Source organism: Pedobacter hiemivivus (assembly GCF_005144565.1).
GTDB classification, from domain to species: domain Bacteria; phylum Bacteroidota; class Bacteroidia; order Sphingobacteriales; family Sphingobacteriaceae; genus Pedobacter; species Pedobacter hiemivivus.
In genome coordinates, this window is the sequence record NZ_SWDX01000002.1 from 710,911 (window position 1) to 727,738 (window position 16,828).

The 16,828-nt window shown below is 41.3% G+C and carries 13 protein-coding genes, 1 tRNA gene and 1 pseudogene; 13 read left to right on the plus strand and 2 right to left on the minus strand.

Annotation, left to right across the window (positions count from 1 at the left end; genetic code table 11):
- The first annotated feature begins 2 nt into the window (after nt 1-2).
- The 13 genes and pseudogenes from dnaA to FBD94_RS06525 all read left to right on the plus strand — a co-directional run bounded on the left by dnaA (nt 3) and on the right by FBD94_RS06525 (nt 15,872).
- A complete protein-coding gene (dnaA, locus tag FBD94_RS06465; RefSeq protein WP_131611630.1) occupies nt 3-1,436 on the plus strand; it encodes a chromosomal replication initiator protein DnaA in 1,434 nt (477 codons plus the stop codon).
- Between the two features lie 134 nt (nt 1,437-1,570).
- Nucleotides 1,571-1,642: transfer RNA gene (locus tag FBD94_RS06470), tRNA-Glu, on the plus strand.
- Between the two features lie 198 nt (nt 1,643-1,840).
- The gene (locus FBD94_RS06475) at nt 1,841-2,875 is read left to right on the plus strand and encodes a chemotaxis protein CheB (RefSeq protein WP_136879532.1); all 1,035 of its coding nucleotides are present in this window, start codon (nt 1,841-1,843) and stop codon (nt 2,873-2,875) included.
- 52 nt (nt 2,876-2,927) lie between these two features.
- A pseudogene (locus tag FBD94_RS06480) lies at nt 2,928-3,128 on the plus strand (IS3 family transposase); the annotation flags it as partial.
- A 249-nt stretch (nt 3,129-3,377) separates the two neighbouring features.
- Nucleotides 3,378-3,956 carry an RNA polymerase sigma factor gene (locus tag FBD94_RS06485; RefSeq protein ID WP_136879534.1) on the plus strand — a complete coding sequence of 193 codons (579 nt, stop codon included), beginning with the start codon at nt 3,378-3,380 and terminating at the stop codon, nt 3,954-3,956.
- Nucleotides 3,957-4,043: 87 nt separating this feature from the next.
- Nucleotides 4,044-5,231, plus strand: a complete 1,188-nt coding sequence (locus tag FBD94_RS06490) for a FecR family protein (protein WP_136879535.1) — start codon at nt 4,044-4,046, stop codon at nt 5,229-5,231.
- Nucleotides 5,232-5,509: 278 nt separating this feature from the next.
- A complete protein-coding gene (locus FBD94_RS06495) occupies nt 5,510-8,791 on the plus strand; it encodes a SusC/RagA family TonB-linked outer membrane protein (protein WP_169472233.1) in 3,282 nt (1,093 codons plus the stop codon).
- A 15-nt stretch (nt 8,792-8,806) separates the two neighbouring features.
- Nucleotides 8,807-10,261 (plus strand): RagB/SusD family nutrient uptake outer membrane protein, encoded by a 1,455-nt coding sequence (locus tag FBD94_RS06500; RefSeq protein ID WP_136879537.1) that lies wholly within the window; start codon nt 8,807-8,809, stop codon nt 10,259-10,261.
- A gap of 17 nt (nt 10,262-10,278) precedes the next feature.
- Nucleotides 10,279-11,043: a DUF4843 domain-containing protein gene (locus FBD94_RS06505; RefSeq protein ID WP_136879538.1), complete on the plus strand. Its 765-nt coding sequence runs from the start codon at nt 10,279-10,281 to the stop codon at nt 11,041-11,043.
- A gap of 36 nt (nt 11,044-11,079) precedes the next feature.
- Complete coding sequence (locus FBD94_RS06510; protein WP_136879539.1) at nt 11,080-12,606, plus strand: PKD-like family lipoprotein; 1,527 nt, start codon at nt 11,080-11,082, stop codon at nt 12,604-12,606.
- Between the two features lie 69 nt (nt 12,607-12,675).
- On the plus strand, nt 12,676-13,716 hold the full coding sequence (locus FBD94_RS06515) for a peroxiredoxin family protein (protein ID WP_136879540.1): 1,041 nt from the start codon (nt 12,676-12,678) through the stop codon (nt 13,714-13,716).
- Between the two features lie 21 nt (nt 13,717-13,737).
- Nucleotides 13,738-14,805: a TlpA disulfide reductase family protein gene (locus tag FBD94_RS06520; RefSeq protein WP_136879541.1), complete on the plus strand. Its 1,068-nt coding sequence runs from the start codon at nt 13,738-13,740 to the stop codon at nt 14,803-14,805.
- A 26-nt stretch (nt 14,806-14,831) separates the two neighbouring features.
- Nucleotides 14,832-15,872, plus strand: coding sequence for a TlpA disulfide reductase family protein (locus tag FBD94_RS06525; protein ID WP_136879542.1), 1,041 nt, complete (start codon nt 14,832-14,834; stop codon nt 15,870-15,872).
- 83 nt (nt 15,873-15,955) lie between these two features.
- On the opposite strand, the gene FBD94_RS06530 is transcribed toward FBD94_RS06525, so the two are convergent.
- Together FBD94_RS06530 and FBD94_RS06535 are read right to left on the minus strand one after the other, a co-directional pair.
- Complete coding sequence (locus FBD94_RS06530) at nt 15,956-16,186, minus strand: hypothetical protein (protein WP_131611634.1); 231 nt, start codon at nt 16,184-16,186, stop codon at nt 15,956-15,958.
- Between the two features lie 220 nt (nt 16,187-16,406).
- On the minus strand, nt 16,407-16,769 hold the full coding sequence (locus FBD94_RS06535; protein ID WP_136879543.1) for a nuclear transport factor 2 family protein: 363 nt from the start codon (nt 16,767-16,769) through the stop codon (nt 16,407-16,409).
- Nucleotides 16,770-16,828: the final 59 nt, after the last annotated feature.

A 16,828-nucleotide genomic window follows, 5' to 3' on the forward strand; every position in this document is an offset into this window, starting at 1 on the left:
ATATGCAATACACTTGTACACAAGTATGGAATAACTGTCTTCAAATTATAAAGGATAATATCCCGGCCCAGAGCTTCAAAACCTGGTTCGAACCGATATCAGCCCTTAAGCTGGAAGATAGGGTTTTAACTGTACAGGTACCTAGTTTGTTCTTCTACGAATGGTTAGAAGAGCATTATGTAGGCTTGCTGCGAAAAACTGTAAAACAACAACTCGGCGATGAAGGTAGGTTAGAGTATAATATCGTTGTAGATAAGTCGACAACAAATGGTGCTTTACCATACACAACCAACATGCCGTCAAATGGTAACGGATCTACCAACAGGAAGCAGTCAATGCCGGTTCCTGTAAACATCAATAGGGACATCAAAAATCCTTTTGTAATTCCGGGATTGAAGAAGATGAATGTAGACCCTCAGTTGAACGCAAGTTATACTTTTGAGGCCTATGTAGAGGGAGACTGTAATCGTCTGGCACGTTCGGCCGGACACGCTGTAGCAGCAAAGCCAGGTGCTACATCATTTAACCCGCTGATGATCTACGGAGCATCAGGTTTAGGTAAAACTCACTTGGTTCAGGCCATCGGTAATGAGATCAGAAGAAGCTTACCAGACAAGTTGGTAATTTATGTGTCTTGTGAGAAGTTCTGCCAGCAGTTTGTAGAATCATTGAAAAACAACACGATCAATGATTTTGTAAACTTCTACCAGGCAATGGATGTAATCATCATGGATGATGTACACAACTTTGCAGGAAAAGAAAAGACACAAGATATCTTCTTCCACATTTTTAACCATTTACACCAGTCAGGAAAGCAGATCATCATTACTTCTGATAAAGCACCTAAAGATTTATCAGGATTGGAAGAACGTCTTTTAAGTCGTTTCAAATGGGGCCTTTCAGCTGATCTACAGGTACCAGAATTAGAGACAAGGATCGCTATTCTGAGAAAGAAAATGTATGCTGATGGTATTGATTTACCAGATGAGGTTGTAGAATACGTTGCACATAACATTGACAACAACGTACGTGAGTTAGAAGGAGCGATGGTATCTTTATTGGCACAATCGACCATGAACAAGAAAGAGATAGATTTGCAATTGGCTAAATCTATGCTTAAAAACTTCATCAAGAACACGACTAAAGAAGTTTCTATGGATTACATCCAGAAATTGGTTTGTGACTACTTTGAAGTACCTGTTCACTTGCTTAAAGCACCTACTCGTAAACGTGAGGTTGTACAGGCTCGTCAGATCTCCATGTACCTTGCTAAAGGAATGACTAAAAGTTCACTAAAAACTATCGGTGCATTTTTTGGAGGAAGAGATCACTCGACTGTAATTTATGCTTGCCAGACTGTAGAGGATTTAATCCAGACAGACAAGAAATTTAGGGCTTACGTAAACGATATTGAAAAGAAACTAAAGATGAGCTAAGGCTCATCTTTAGCCTAAGTGCAAGATGATCAGAATGATCGGAGAAGGTGGTAAGATTTTAGGGAAAAACTTTCAAAAAAAGTTTGGATGATTAGCTGAGAATACTACCTTTGCAGCGCTGAAAGGCGGAAAATGGCCCGCTCGTCTACCGGTTAGGACGCCAGATTTTCATTCTGGAAATAGGGGTTCGATTCCCCTGCGGGCTACAATAATAAATGCTAAAAATATAGCTGTCTAAACAATTAAAACCCATCTTTATGATGGGTTTTGTGTTGGCTTAGCAACCGATTTTCCCTATGTATCGAATACGGATGGCTTCTTAGGCTCTCCATCAACTATGCCTCGCAAACTAGCCAACGACGAATAATATAGATAGTACAGTTTTATTATCGTAAATTTGTCTTATGTCTGGCGAAAAAACTTCCGGGAAAAAATCAAAGATCAAACATATCGTTGTTATTGGTGCTTCTGCCGGCGGGCTGAAAGCCTTGTCCGGGTTAGTCAGTCAGCTACCGCTGGATTTCCCTGCACCATTGTTGATCGTACAGCATATTTCCGCTGACGCCAGCGGTGACGTACTTTTGAATTCGTTGAAGCAGCATGGAAGACTTCCGTGCCAGCATGCACGAAGCGGTGACAGCATCAAACCGGGCAATATTTACCTTGCTCCTTCTGACCATCATATGTTGGTCGATAAAGGCGACCGTTTGTTAATAACAAAGGGTGCCACCGAAAACCGTTCCCGGCCAGGCATTGATCCGCTTTTCCGTTCGGCCGCAATCCATTACAGGAACAAAACAATCGGAATTATCCTTACCGGCTATCTTGATGATGGTACATCAGGTCTGAGTGCTGTACAAAGATGCGGTGGGATAACAATAGTACAGGACCCTAAGGATGCAGAGTATCCCGATATGCCTGAGAATGCCCTGAATCAGATGAAGGTAGATTATTGCATTCCATTGGCCGAAATAGGAAGCATACTCGTACGTCTGGCCTCAACAAAGACCGGTGGAAATTTCCCCGTTCCCCAAGACCTGCTTATCGAGGGAAAAATTGCGGAAAGGGTGGTCAGTGACCTGAACGCCGTAAATACTTTAGGTGACCAGGTACCGTTTAACTGTCCTGGCTGTGGTGGTGTTTTGTGGCAAATAGAAACAAAAGGCTCAAAACTAAGGTTCCGTTGCCATGTTGGCCATGCGTATACAGCGGCTTCGCTGCTTGCAGAACAAACCAGTAAGATTGAGGAAACCATGTGGACCGCTTTGCGCATGTTTGAGGAAAAAAGGAACCTGCTGACTACGATGGCTAAAAGCCAGACAGGGGCACCTGCAAAGATGTCAAAGGAACGGACCACCCTGATGCAAGTGCACATTGAAAGGATTAGGACAGTCTTGCTGGCCGACGACAAGGCGACACGAAGTGATACACCTAAATAAAAATTTTGATAAGTGCAATCAATTAAAAGCAATTTAAGAAAGGTAAAAGAATCAAGGTAATTGTTTGGATAATGCTATCATAGAGAACTTCTTCGGTATCTTGGAATCGGAATTGTTTTACGCCAAGAAATACACATCCCTGGATGAATTGAAAACGGATATCAAGGATTATATTGAATATTATAATAACAATAGAATAAAATTGAAACTAAATGCAAAGAGCCCGGTACAATACCGAGCTCTTGCAGCCTAATTTTTTAAAGTTAACTTTGTCCAATCTTTTGGGGGCACTTCACATCGAGGCCTTTTTTTATTTGTCTGTTTCCTATTTGATGCACAGCATCAATCACATAATTCAAGTGTATTGTACTGTTAGTTCTAGTCTAATAAGTCAGTTTTAGCTTTACTTATAGTATTATGTGATTTATTTCCTGACAATTTCTTAATATTGACCGATGCTAATGAAAATTAATAATTAACTTTAGGCAAGGGGTAACTTATCATGGCTGTTTACAGCAATCTTTCGGAACAGGAACTGAGTACTTTATTAAAAGAAGGGGACAAGTATGCCTATACGGAGGTCTACAACAGGTATTGGCGAAAGATGTTTGTCGTTGCCCATAAGCGTTTGGGTGACCAGCAGGATGCCGAAGAAATTGTACAGGATATTTTTGTAAACCTATGGCGTAAAAGAGAAACTTTTGTGCTGACCACAAGTTTTCAAAATTACTTTGCCGTTGCAGTAAAATTTGAGATCCTTGATGTCATGAGGAAAAGGGCCCATGCTGCAGCCTATGAAAAAGAGCTTGGCCTATCGTACACCGAAGAAGACATCAGCACATTGCGTGAGCTGGACCTTTATGAACTGCAGGAAAGGCTACAGCTGACGATCAATTTATTGCCGGAAAAATGCCAGCTGGTATTCAGGCTTAAGCATGATAAGGGATATTCCCAGAAGCATATTGCAGAGGAATTGGATATTTCTGAAAAAACAGTTGAAGCGCACCTTTCAAAAGCACGAAAAACGCTAAAGAACAAATTTGGAAACCTGTTGGGGACGGTGCTGTTTATCCATTTTTGAAGGGCATCTGATCAATGATAAAAAATATTTTCGGCAGCACTAAGGGATTTGTCTTTCTGGAACGGTTATCTAATAAAGACACCTGTTATGCAACATCAGAAACCAAATTTTACTTTATTGGACCTGGCCAGAAAATGGATCTCCGGAAAAATCACTGCGGGAGAAAAAACTGAGTTTGATAAGTGGTACGATTCTTTTGATGATACCAGTGATGAACTGGTGTCGGCCGAAACAGCGTCTGCAATGAATGACAGATTAAAACGGGAGATTTTTGCAAAGGCAGGAATCGAAATGAAAAAAACAGTCAGATTATGGCTGCGTATTGCAGCTGTTGCTGCTGCGGTGGCAACGATTGTATTTGGAATATGGTTTTATGAGATTACTTCGTCGCGAAAAGCTTTCCGCAATGACGAATTGGTAATGAATGATGTAGCGCCTGGTTCCAATAAGGCTACGCTGACGCTTGCCAGTGGCAAGGTGATACAGTTGAGTAATGTGAAGACCGGGGTTGATATAGATGCGGATAGTTTGAAGTATAATGACGGAAGTCTTGTTCAGGGCGATCAGAAAAACACAGGCGCTGTCAGCGTACCTGCTCTCGGTGCCAGAGGACTCCTGACAGCAAGCACCCCTCGTGGCGGTACCTATATAGTAACATTGCCAGACGGAACCAAAGTTTGGTTAAATGCGGCTTCCTCCCTTAAATTTCCGGCTGCTTTTACGGGCTTGCCTAATCGAAAAGTGGAGCTTACAGGGGAAGCATACTTTGAAGTAAGTAAAGATAAAGCGCATCCATTTATTGTAAAGACAACTAAGCAGGAGGTTGAGGTTCTGGGAACGCATTTCAACATCAATTCATACGAGGACGAGAAGAGTACCAAAACAACGTTGCTTGAAGGCGCTGTTCAGGTTTCGTTATTGGGAGGAGGGCCTGATGAGGGTGCTGCATCGCGAAATGACGTAATCCTGAAACCGAATGAGCAATCGACCTTAACCGATTCCAGGATAAAAGTTGCAAAAATTGACGTAGGAGAGGTAATTGCCTGGAAAAAAGGAGACTTCATTTTTAATGATGAAACACTGGAAAGCGTCATGCGCAAGGTATCGAGGTGGTACGATGTTGAGGTTGTTTATGCCGAAGCTGCACCTAAAAGCTTTACGATCGGCGGATTTGTGTCGCGTTCTAAACCCATTTCTGCAGTGCTCGAATTAATGGAAAAAACCGGAAATGTTAAATTTAAAGTAATAGGCCGGAGAATCATTGTCTTGCCCTGAAAATAATCATCAGTTCATATCAATAAACCGAAAACTAAACCAAAACCAACATGAAAAGACCACTACTACAGTAAGCACCAGCAGGGTGACAAAATAAAAAAGCGCAGAAGTGTATCAGCACTCCTACGCAGAATTTTTGGATTAGCCCTCCCGATGAGATCGGGTAAAACAATTTTGAGACCGTTTCACGTATTAACCCAAAAAACAAAAGTATGAATAAATATACTTTAAATTCTGGTATGCTTCATTTTTGGCTGCCACCTAAAATTATATTGATTATGAAATTGATCATAATTATAATGACTTCATTTCTGCTGCAGGTAAGTGCTGCCGGTTTTGCACAAAGGGTTACCCTTAAAGAAAAAGGTGCATCACTGAAAAACGTATTGCAAAAGGTAAGGACGCAGACAGGCTACGATTTTTTATTTGATTTCAAGGTCATCAGAAATGCAAAACAGGTAGATGTAGACCTGAACAATGCAAAGCTCGAAGATGCCCTCGATGCCATATTCAAACCCCAGAATCTGGATTATACAATTATCAACAAATCGGTAGTTGTAAAGCCGCAGGAGACTTCCTTTCTCGATAAAGTGATGTCTGTTTTTAACGATGTGGATATTCGCGGAGTTGTGCTTGACGAGCATGGAGAACCGATGATGGGCGCTACCATTAGCGTTAAGGGTACAAACCGCCGGATTGTTACCGGAGCTGGCGGTGCATTCTTTTTAAGTAAAGTAGATGAAAAGGCAACACTTGTAGTTACCTACCTGGGCTATACTCCACGTCAAGTGAAGATTAAAGCAGGCCAGGTTTCTATAACTATACAAATGGAACTTGCTGAAAATAAAATGGATGATGTGGTGATCACAGGTATGGGCATTAACCGTAAGAAAGACAGCTTTACGGGTGCTACATCAACATTTAGCGGAGAGCAATTAAAAGCAATCGGTAATAAAAATATTCTAGAAAGTTTAAAGACACTGGATCCGTCATTCATAATGGTCGAAAACAATACCCAGGGTGCTAATCCAAACAGTCTGCCTACAATTGAGGTAAGGGGGAAAACAACCATCAGTACCACGACCCTGAACGACCAGTACAGTGCCGATCCAAATCAACCTTTATTTATCCTTGACGGGTTCGAAAGCTCATTGCGGGTTATTTACGATCTGGACATCAACCGGATTGCTTCTGTAACGCTCCTGAAAGATGCAGCCTCTACCGCATTGTATGGATCAAAGGCTGCTAATGGTGTTGTGGTTGTGGAAACCAAACGACCGGTAGCGGGAGAGCTTAGGATAAGCTACAGCACAGATTTTTCTTTTGATTTGCCCGACTTTAGCAGCTACAACCTAATGAACTCCTCAGAAAAACTGGAATTTGAGCGGCTTTCGGGCGTATATAACAATGCCCCAAATTTTCAATGGCAATCAGATTCTACTTATAATGCCAAGCTTGCAGACATACAGCGCGGTGTAAACACTTATTGGCTGAGCGAGCCTGTGCAGACAGGAATTGCACAACGGCATTCCTTACGTATATCGGGTGGTTCAAATGAATTGTTATTTGGCGCCGGAATAAATTACCGCAATCAGCAGGGTGTAATGAAGGGGTCTGACCGCAATACCTGGGGTGGGAATTTTGACCTTACCTATCGAAAAAGCAAAATCAACGTTACGAACAGCATCACACTTTCAAATCTAAATTCTGATGACTCGCCTTATGGTGCTTTCAGTAGTTTTTCAAGGGCAAATCCATACTACCGCAAGTATAATGTTGATGGTTCAACTCCCATGTTTCTTGATCCCGGACAAACCAATACTGTTAATCCTTTATATAATGCTACGCTGTTCAGTATCGGTAAGACCAACGGATTTTCACTTCGGAACAACCTGCAGGCCAATTATACGGTGTCGAAGAGCTTTCGCATAACAGGAGGGATTTCATTAGGAAGAGACAATGGTGAGACCATTAGCTTTGTGCCACCAGACCATACTTCATTTGCAGGTATTGATCCTTATCAAAAAGGTCGCTATATCAACGCTGTATCGCAAAGCAATTTTTACAGCGGAAACCTGATGCTAAGCTATGCAAAGGTGATCGGTAAAAATCAGTTCAATGCAAACGTACGTTCAGATATTCAGCAGAGCACACAAAAATCTTCCGGTTATTCGGCTGTTGGATTTCCTTATGGAACCAATGGCAATCCCAGGTTTGCTTATGGCTATACGCCTTCTGGGAGACCGAGTGCATCAGCAATTACTTCAAACAGTGTAGGATTTCTGGGTAGTTTAAATTATACCTACGACCAGCGTTTCTTATTTGATGCCACCTACAGACTCGATGGCTCCAGTGCTTTTGGATCTAACAAACAGTTTAAACCATTTGCTTCTGCGGGATTGGGCTGGAATGTTCACCGGGAAAAATTCCTGGCAGATATTAAATGGATAGGCCTGCTAAAACTAAGGGCCAATATCGGTTATACCGGAAACCAGAATTTAGGACAGTTTACTTCAACCTCGGTATATACCTATTTAAACGGTTCAAATCCGTTTGGACAAGGTCTTGATATGACTTCATTAGGTAACCCGAATCTGGACTGGCAAAAAACCCTGCAAAAAAGTTATGGTCTGGACTATACTATTTTTAACAACAGAATTAGTGGATATCTGGAATATTTCGACAAAAATACCAAGCCCTTGATCATCTCGGCAAGTGCGGCTATCCCTACTTCAGTTGGTATCAATTCAAATTATGCCATCAACGTAGGTAGCTTAAGAACAACAGGATGGGCCGTTAACGCCCGTTTTTCTCCGGTTTATAACCTGAAAGAACGCATTATCTGGACTGTAGGTGTTTCCGGGCAACAGACCAACAGTACCTACGGTGGTTTCGGTAATAGCCTGGATGCACTTAATAAGCTTCAGTTGAACAACAAAAGCCTGATCAGGTACCAGGATGGGAGTAGTCCAGACGACATTTATGCCGTAATTTCACACGGTATAGACCCGGCCACAGGGAATGAACTCTTCGAGAAAAAAGACGGCACACTCACTTTCCTGTACAGCACAGATGATATCGTGAAAGTCGGAAATTCAAGATCAACCATTGAAGGTGTGATCAACAATAATTTTACTTATAAAAGCTTCAGTTTCGGTGCTTACATCAGGTACAGGATAGGAGGTGATTTATTTAACAGTGCCCTTTATAATAAAGTAGAAAATATATCTTCAACCAACCTGATCTTTAATCAGGATAAAAGGGCCCTTTATCAAAGGTGGCAGAAACCCGGTGACGTTTCACAGTTTAAATCGATTTCACTGACATCCTCTACACCTATGTCCTCGCGCTTTATTGAGGAAGATAATCATTTTATCGGTGAATCTTTTAGCGCAAGCTGGAGGGTATCTGAGGGCTGGGTAAGAAAACTAAAAATGCAATCACTGAGCATTAACCTATATGTGAATGATATTTTCAGGATCGAGAGTGTAAAAAGCGAACGTGGTATTGATTATCCATTTTCTAGATCCGCTTCTATTAGTTTAAATGCTTCATTCTAATTTAAATTTAAAAACATGGCACAAAAATATAAATACATCCTCCTGTTAGTCTTTACCAGTGTATGTTTTTCAGGCTGCAAGAAATTTTTAAGCATCCAGCCCGAAGATAAATATATTGAAGAACAGGTATTTTCTAACGAAAAGGCTATTCAGCAGGGGCTAAACGGGCTCTATATGGGGCTGGCATCAAATACGCTTTATGGCGCAAACCTGAGTACCACTACCATAGAAATGCTGGGCCAGCGGTATAACACAGTTGTTGCAAGCAATAACAGTTATGTGGCTTTTCAAACCTATGGTTATGCAAATACAACTGTTATGGCCGCGTTTGATGAAATCTGGATACAGGCTTATGCCAGTATCACCAAAACAAATAAATTCATTTCCGGCCTCGATGCGGCAAGTCAGAGAGGGGTCATCAGCCAGCAAAACGCAAGTTTGTTAAAAGGGGAGGCTATCGGGATCAGAGCTATGCTGCATTTCGATCTGTTGCGCCTATATGGGCCTATATTTGCTGTAGCGCCAGGAAACCCTGCAATTCCATATTATAGCAAGGCAGAAGGAGTAACAAAACCCATTTTAACTGCTAGCCAGGTACTCGACAGCGTACTTGCTGATCTTTCCACCGCTAAAACCCTGTTGGCTGCAGACCCTGTAATTACTGGTGGCATAACAATAGGCAATAACTTTTATAGCGCTTACAGAAACCAGCGCTTAAATTATTACGCAGTTATGGGTTTACAAGCACGCGCTTATTTGTATGGTGGCAATAAAACTGCGGCCAACCAATCTGCAAAACAGGCACTTGCCGAAGGCGAAAAATGGTTTCCCTGGTTAGACCCAAAACTGATTACACAAGGTGTATCGCCAGATCGTGTTTTCTCTCCTGAAGTGATGTTTGGGGTTTATAATCAAAGTATGTATACCAATTTTACCAAGTATTTTAGTCCTGATCTATTAGCTGGCGATCTTTTAACGGCATTACCTGCCCGTTTATTGAGTATTTATGAAGGTACCAACGCAACCATTGTAGATTACCGCTATGCTAAAACCTGGGTGCCTGAAAAAGTAGATGCTGCAGCCAATCCTCCAACTGTTCAAACCAGTGTGAAGTTTACAGATGTTGCAGACAAGACCAAATCATGGCGCTTTGTTCAGCCATTGCTCAGGAAAACCGAGCTGTACTATATCCTGGCGGAAACAGAACCTGACCAGACCACTGCCATTAATTATTTAAATACGGTTCGGTATAACAGAGGCATAGCGGTGAACCTGACCAATACCGCTGTTTTGGCTACAGAAGTTCAAAAGGAATATCAGAAAGAATTCTGGGGCGAGGGGCAATTGTTCTTTTACTATAAACGAACAAATAAGACCAGCATTCCTTCCGGTACGTCGACTGGAAATGTGACTATGAATGCAGCCAAGTATGTTGTGCCGCTGCCTTTATCAGAAACCACACCGCGTTAAACTTAAATCAAAAGGAAATGAATAAAATTAGTTATATAGCCGCATTCGCATTAGCACTTTGTCTGTTTGCATCCTGCAAAAAAGAGTCTTTATTAACCTATGATGTTTCAGATAACATTTACTTCAATTATAAGGCTTCAGGATTAATTGCAGACAGTTTAGAAGCTTCATTTGCGATCAGACCTGCATCGGCAACAGATTCTGTACTAAAACTTCCGCTTGCGATAACGGGTACTGCAAGCGACCATGACCGTACTTATAAAGTAATTGTGATTGACAGCAATACTACTGCTGTAGCGGGCAAGCATTATGTTCTTCCTGCCTCATTTACCATCCGCGCAGGTCGTGTTCTGGACAGCCTGCCTGTAAAACTGCTCCGGTCAGCCGACCTCCAGACCAAAGCAGTATATCTAAAACTTGCATTGCAGCCCGGAGGCGATTTTACAACAGACATGAAGACGCTATATTCAAGTATAGCCGGTACTGTAAATGCGCTTGCCTTTAAGGTAAAAATCTCAGATATGTTCATTGTATGGAGCAGTTCATTTAACACTTATTTTGGCGTGTTCAGCATTAAAAAAATAAAGCTGATTAACCAGGTTACGGGAATGCCGTTCGACTATTACACGAAAGGCTGGCTTTCTGATCTCCAGTTTAGCGTACGGGCTGCAAATTGGGCCATAAGTGTAAGTCATTACCTGGCCGACCAGAAGGCGGCAGGGCATACCGTTTATGAAAATGATGGTATAACGGAAATGAAAATGGGTACCGCGTACCAATAACAATTTATCAATGGTTAGATTTAATAATTATATAAAATGAAAAAGACATTATTATACGGGCTTTTTTCCATAATAGCCGTTGCTATACTTGCTTCCTGCTCAAAGGACATTGGAAATTACGATTACCATGAGATCAATCAAATTACATTTACCGATTTTCAGAGTGCGACTGGCTACCAGGCAAAATCAGGTGAAATTTTAACCATAGACCCAAAACTGGATATGACAAAAGACGCCAGTCCGGATCCGGGAAATTACAGCTATGAATGGTCTTTGAGGCTGGGGAGTTCTTCAGCCCCGCCAGCAAGGGATTCAATAATATCCGTTGATAAAGCACTTAACATAAAAATCGGCCTGGTTGCCGGAACTTATTCCTTACAATATCGGGTAACAGATAAAAAAACAGGTGTTGAGTTTCAAAAAAGAGCGACACTAACGGTAACAACAGATATTTATGAGGGTTATCTGGTCCTGAATGAGGTAAACGGGCAATCGAGGCTGGATATGCTTTCGTATAAAGCCACCAGCAACTCATTTGAGCAATATACCGATGTGTTGAAAAAAGTGGGCTCTACACTGCCCATGCAGGGACAACCTTATCAGGTATTGTGTATGCAGTATACCAATGCAAATATAGCAGCCCAAAATTACGGCATCTTCGTGTTAACCTCTGCCGGCACCAGCCGGATTAACCAGGAAACATTTGCATATGACCAGAAGTCCAGCATCCGCTATATGTTTGTCGGCGAGACGCCCCTGAATTTTGCTCCGCAACGTATTATAGGTGAGCTATCGTTAGGTATATATCCTTTATTGTATTTATTTGACAATAACAACATCTATAATTACAGTACACTGGCCAGTTTTTATGCATTTAAATATTCGCCGCTCAATTCATATAGCGCAAGCGGGACCCCGTTTAAGCTTTCGCCACACATAGTTACAAATGGTACCGCGGCAGTAATGTATAATTTAGATAAGCGTAATTTTGTTACAGCAGCGTCCTATAACAGTGTTGCACTTGCTGATGCTGCACCAACCTTAAATTATCCTGTCGGATATGATCTAATTTATATGGGTAAAGACTATAACAACAAAGCCTTTGCTGTAATGAAAGATCCGGCCACAGCCAAATATTGGGTAATGCGTTTTAACATAGGTAGTGCGCAAACCTCTCTTCAGCAGGTATTGATCCCGGATTTTGAAAACGCTAAAAACTTTGTGCTAAACCCGGATTGGGGATATCTCTTTTACAGTATAGGCGGAAAAGTATACGAATATGACCTTGCTTTACAGCAGAGTAAGCTGATGGTAGACAAAGGTTCAGAAATCATCACTTACCTGGATTTTCAGCGCTTCTTTAAACGCCTTGCTAAGACTAACCTGAACTATCCAACCTGGGCAAGCTTACTTACCGTTGCTTCATATGACCCGGCAGGAACTCCGGGAAGCAACGGCACAATGGAGTTGTATACTGTACCTCCGGTTAACGGACAGCTAATTAAAACCAGTAGCTGGACGGGCTTTGGTAAAATAGTAAGCGTTTCCTATAGGGAAAGGTAATTAACCCGATACGTCATTTAACCTGCACAGGCCATTAAACCTGTGTAGGTTCCAATTCACAAATAAATTATGAAAAGAACAATCATAATATTGGCTATGCTATTGCCAATATTGACAATGGCACAAGCCGGAAAAATTACGATAAACGGATTAATCCAGTCTGATACCACTATAGGTGGAAAAATTTACCTGAACTATTATGATTATGAAAATAATATACAGCGTAAAGACAGCTGTGTTTTAAAGCACAATCAATATCATTTCGAAGTAGCTACCCCTGACGGAGCATTAAGGTGTGTAATGACCTGGGGAAGGAGACGCATGATCCCTGATACAGTTAAAAAGCAATACACTGTGGGCTGGGCCGAAGCTGGTAAAGTGACCAGCTTTAAGCATACTATTGATTTTAAAAATGAGTCTGTGACCGGTTCGGATGTGCAAACGGATCTTGAAAAGATTCAAAAAGAACATTCATTACGAAAACGTGCTCCCGATGCAATTAACGAGGCATACATCCGCCAGCATCCTTCATCATGGCTTAGTTATCTTTTACTGGATCAGGATGTGCGAGGTAAGGTGATTAGCCCGGAGAAAGCCTTTGAACTTTACCAGGTTTTTGGCGCAGATCTTAAAAAGTACAGGCTGGTCTCCAAACTTGGAGAACGTGTTGATCTGAATGGAAAAACAGCCGTTGGCAGTATGGCTATAGAATTTACGCTAAACGATGTGAATGATAAACCAGTTTCGGTATCCTCTTTTCGGGGTAAGTATGTGCTGGTAGATTTTTGGGCAAGCTGGTGTGGCCCATGCAGGGCAGAGACGCCTTATGTTGCAAAGGCATGGGATAAATATAAGGACAAAGGATTTGACGTATTGAGTGTGTCCTTTGATTATCCAGGCCAGAAAAAGGCATGGATGGAAGCCATTAAAAGTGATCACATGGTATGGACACAGGTGTCTGACCTTAAAGGCATGAAAAGCGAGGTGGCGGTTATGTATAACCTGGCTACTATTCCTGCTAATTTTTTACTCGATCCATCTGGAAAGATCATTGCCAGGAACCTTCGCGGTCCTGAGGTAGAGAGAAAACTTGCAGAAGTCATTAAATAAATTTAACACAACTAAAAATAAATGAAAAGGATATATCTATTATTTGCACTGCTTAGCCCACTTTTGGCTACAGCACAAAGTGGTAAGTACAGGGTTTATGGAAAAACAGATTTACCTGTTGATGGTAAAGTGCGCTTGCATTGGTACAACATAAATTCAGGGAAACATGTAGATTCGGCAACCGTGACTGACGGAAAGTTTGAGTTTACAGGTACAATGAAAGAGGTTGAGTTTGGACAGCTGATCTTCAGATCAGGCAGCTCTGACCGAAGTGCTGTATTTTACCTGGAACCGGGAACCATACATGTTGATATTATGGCAGGGACCAGGTATGGCAAGCTTTCGGGTACACCATTAAACAACGACTATCAGCAATACTATCAAATGCTGGATACCATGCTAACCAGGATCAACATCGGCCGCGAAGGCAAAAGACCTTATGATCAGTTTAGTAATGACATTCCCGCTGAAAAATTGAATATCCTGACACAATATATTAAAACCCACAAGGCTTCGAAGGTTAGTATAGACCAGCTAAATATGTTCGCTGCAAAGAATCCACATCCGGTGGCCTTAACTGCATTGCTGGGGGAATTATCGCCAGCTTTAAAAAAATCAGAAGCAGGGATGGCACTTGCTTCGAGAATTAAGGGGATGCGTTCGGGAAAAATAGGCGATATGACACTGCCATTTTCCTTGCCGGATACTGCAGGCCGGATGGTTAAGCTAACTGACTTTAGAGGGAAATATGTACTGCTCGATTTTTGGGCCACCTGGTGTATTCCCTGCATTGCAGAAATGCCCAATGTTATAAATGCCTGGAATACCTATAAGAACAAAAATTTTACGGTGGTCGGCGTTTCACTTGATAGGCCTGATTCTAAAGAACGGTGGTTAAAGATGATCCGGGAATCAAAGTATAACTGGACACAATTAAGTGATCTTAAATTTTGGAACTGTGAGGCTGCACTGCTTTACAATGTAAATTCTGTTCCTGCCAATTTCTTAATTGACCCGAAGGGGATAATTATTGCAACCAATCTTCGCGGCGAAGCATTGCAAAAGAAACTATCAGAAATATTTCAATAATTTTTTTAAAAACTAAGCGATAAAAAATGAGAAAGATCATCACATGCGCAGCAATAGGGGTACTACCCATATTTGCATTTGCACAATTAAAACAACATAAATTTGTACTCGACGGTAAGATCGTTGCCGATACCCTTTCAACGGGAAAGATTTATCTGGACTATACTGACCATGGTGTATACAGAAGAGACAGTGCTGAGCTAAAAAACAATACCTATCACTTTGAAGGCAGCATCAGTGATAAGGCCGTAACCACTAACCTGTTCTGGCATGAAGTTAAAAATGGCATAAAGGTGAATAAAAGTTTCAAAGGATTTGTTCAGTTTTATAGTGTTCCAGGTCAAATCAGCTTGCTGCACCACAAAGGATTTAACCAGTTTCTGATCACCGGTTCGCCAGTTCAGGACGATCTTAACCAGGTTAACCAAATGATGAAGGCCAGGACACAGCCGGAAGATGTGATTAAAAAGGACTACATCAAAAGCCATCCCAATTCCTGGTTAAGCTTTGTGTTTTTGGAAAAAATAGTAAGGGCCAAGCAAATCAGCTTTGCTGAAGGAACTACGCTTTATAACGGACTCAGTACCGGGCTTAAGCAATATGAACAGGTAAAGGATGTCCATAAAATCCTCAGTTCCTATCAGACTGTAGCAATTGGGAAAAAAGCAATGGATTTTACTGCAAATGATGTAAACGGGAAGCCGGTATCTTTATCGTCTTTTAAAGGGAAATACATACTTGTTGATTTTTGGGCTAGCTGGTGCCACCCCTGCCGGGCAGAAAATCCGGTGATGGTTATGGCCTATCAGAAATATAAAAGTAAAGATTTCGATATTCTTGGTGTTTCACTGGATGGCAATAAGAAAGCATGGTTAGCTGCCATTAAGCAGGATGGGGTAGCATGGGGTCAGGTATCCAACCTGCAGGCGTTTAACGACAAGATAGCCATGCAGTATGGAATTACTTCCATTCCGAGAAATTTTCTGATCGATCCGGACGGGAAAATTGTGGCCATGGATTTAAGAGGAGAAAAACTGGAAGAAAAATTAGCCGAAGTATTTAAATAGCAGAAACCGACAAATATTTTGTTCGATTTTAGTGCCGTTCGGGTTAAATCCCGCTTTACGAAAGTAGAGCGGGATTTATATTTTTATATGAAATTTACCTCAAAGGCGCCATAACTCAGCATTTCTGCATTATGTGACACAAAGAGCTTCAAATCTAACCTTTCGATCAGATCTTTAGCTTGGGTAATGTTTCGGTGCATGTCGTTGATGCCTCTAATCTCAATGCCTTTTGTCATCATTTTAAATTTGCTTGGCTCGAATTTTTCAATGAATTTTTGCAGATCTGTGCTGACCTTTAATTGTGTTTTTTCCATGTTAATATAGTCTTGCAATTTGATGCAAAATAAATCATACTGTTTTAACTTACTGGTAGCTCTATGTTATGGTTTGATTATCCTTAACACTTCACGATGATTTAACATGGGTTTAATAAAGCGCCTTTATATTTGTGATATAAATATTTGGTTAGTATTTATGAGTTTAGGTTTAGTTGATATTAAAGGGTTCTGGCTGGTTACCGGAACCCTTATTTTTTTAGCCCATTCTGTAAAAGAACTCGTCAGAGGCGATTTTTCCATCTTTTACTTCATAAAGACAGATCTCGCTCATTGCCATTCTTCCATGCGCTTTATAAGTGGCATCAATATTCATAACGATTGCAAAATGGTTGTCTGCAACAATAGGGTCTGAGCAGGAGGCGCTGTGAATTTCTTCTACGCTTTCTTCCCACTTAAGGGTTTTGTTTTTAACGGCTTCTTTACCTTCGGTCAGTTCCATGTCTGATCCTTTGGGTTCTTTACTGATCACATTTTCTGCATAAAGCTCTTCAATGGCCTCATCATTTTTACCTTCACGGCATAGCTGTACCAATTTGTCAGCAACTTCTTGTGTTGTCATACGATTTTAATTAGTTGTACCCTAAGTTATTCAAAACCTGTGCCTTAATTGTTCAGTAC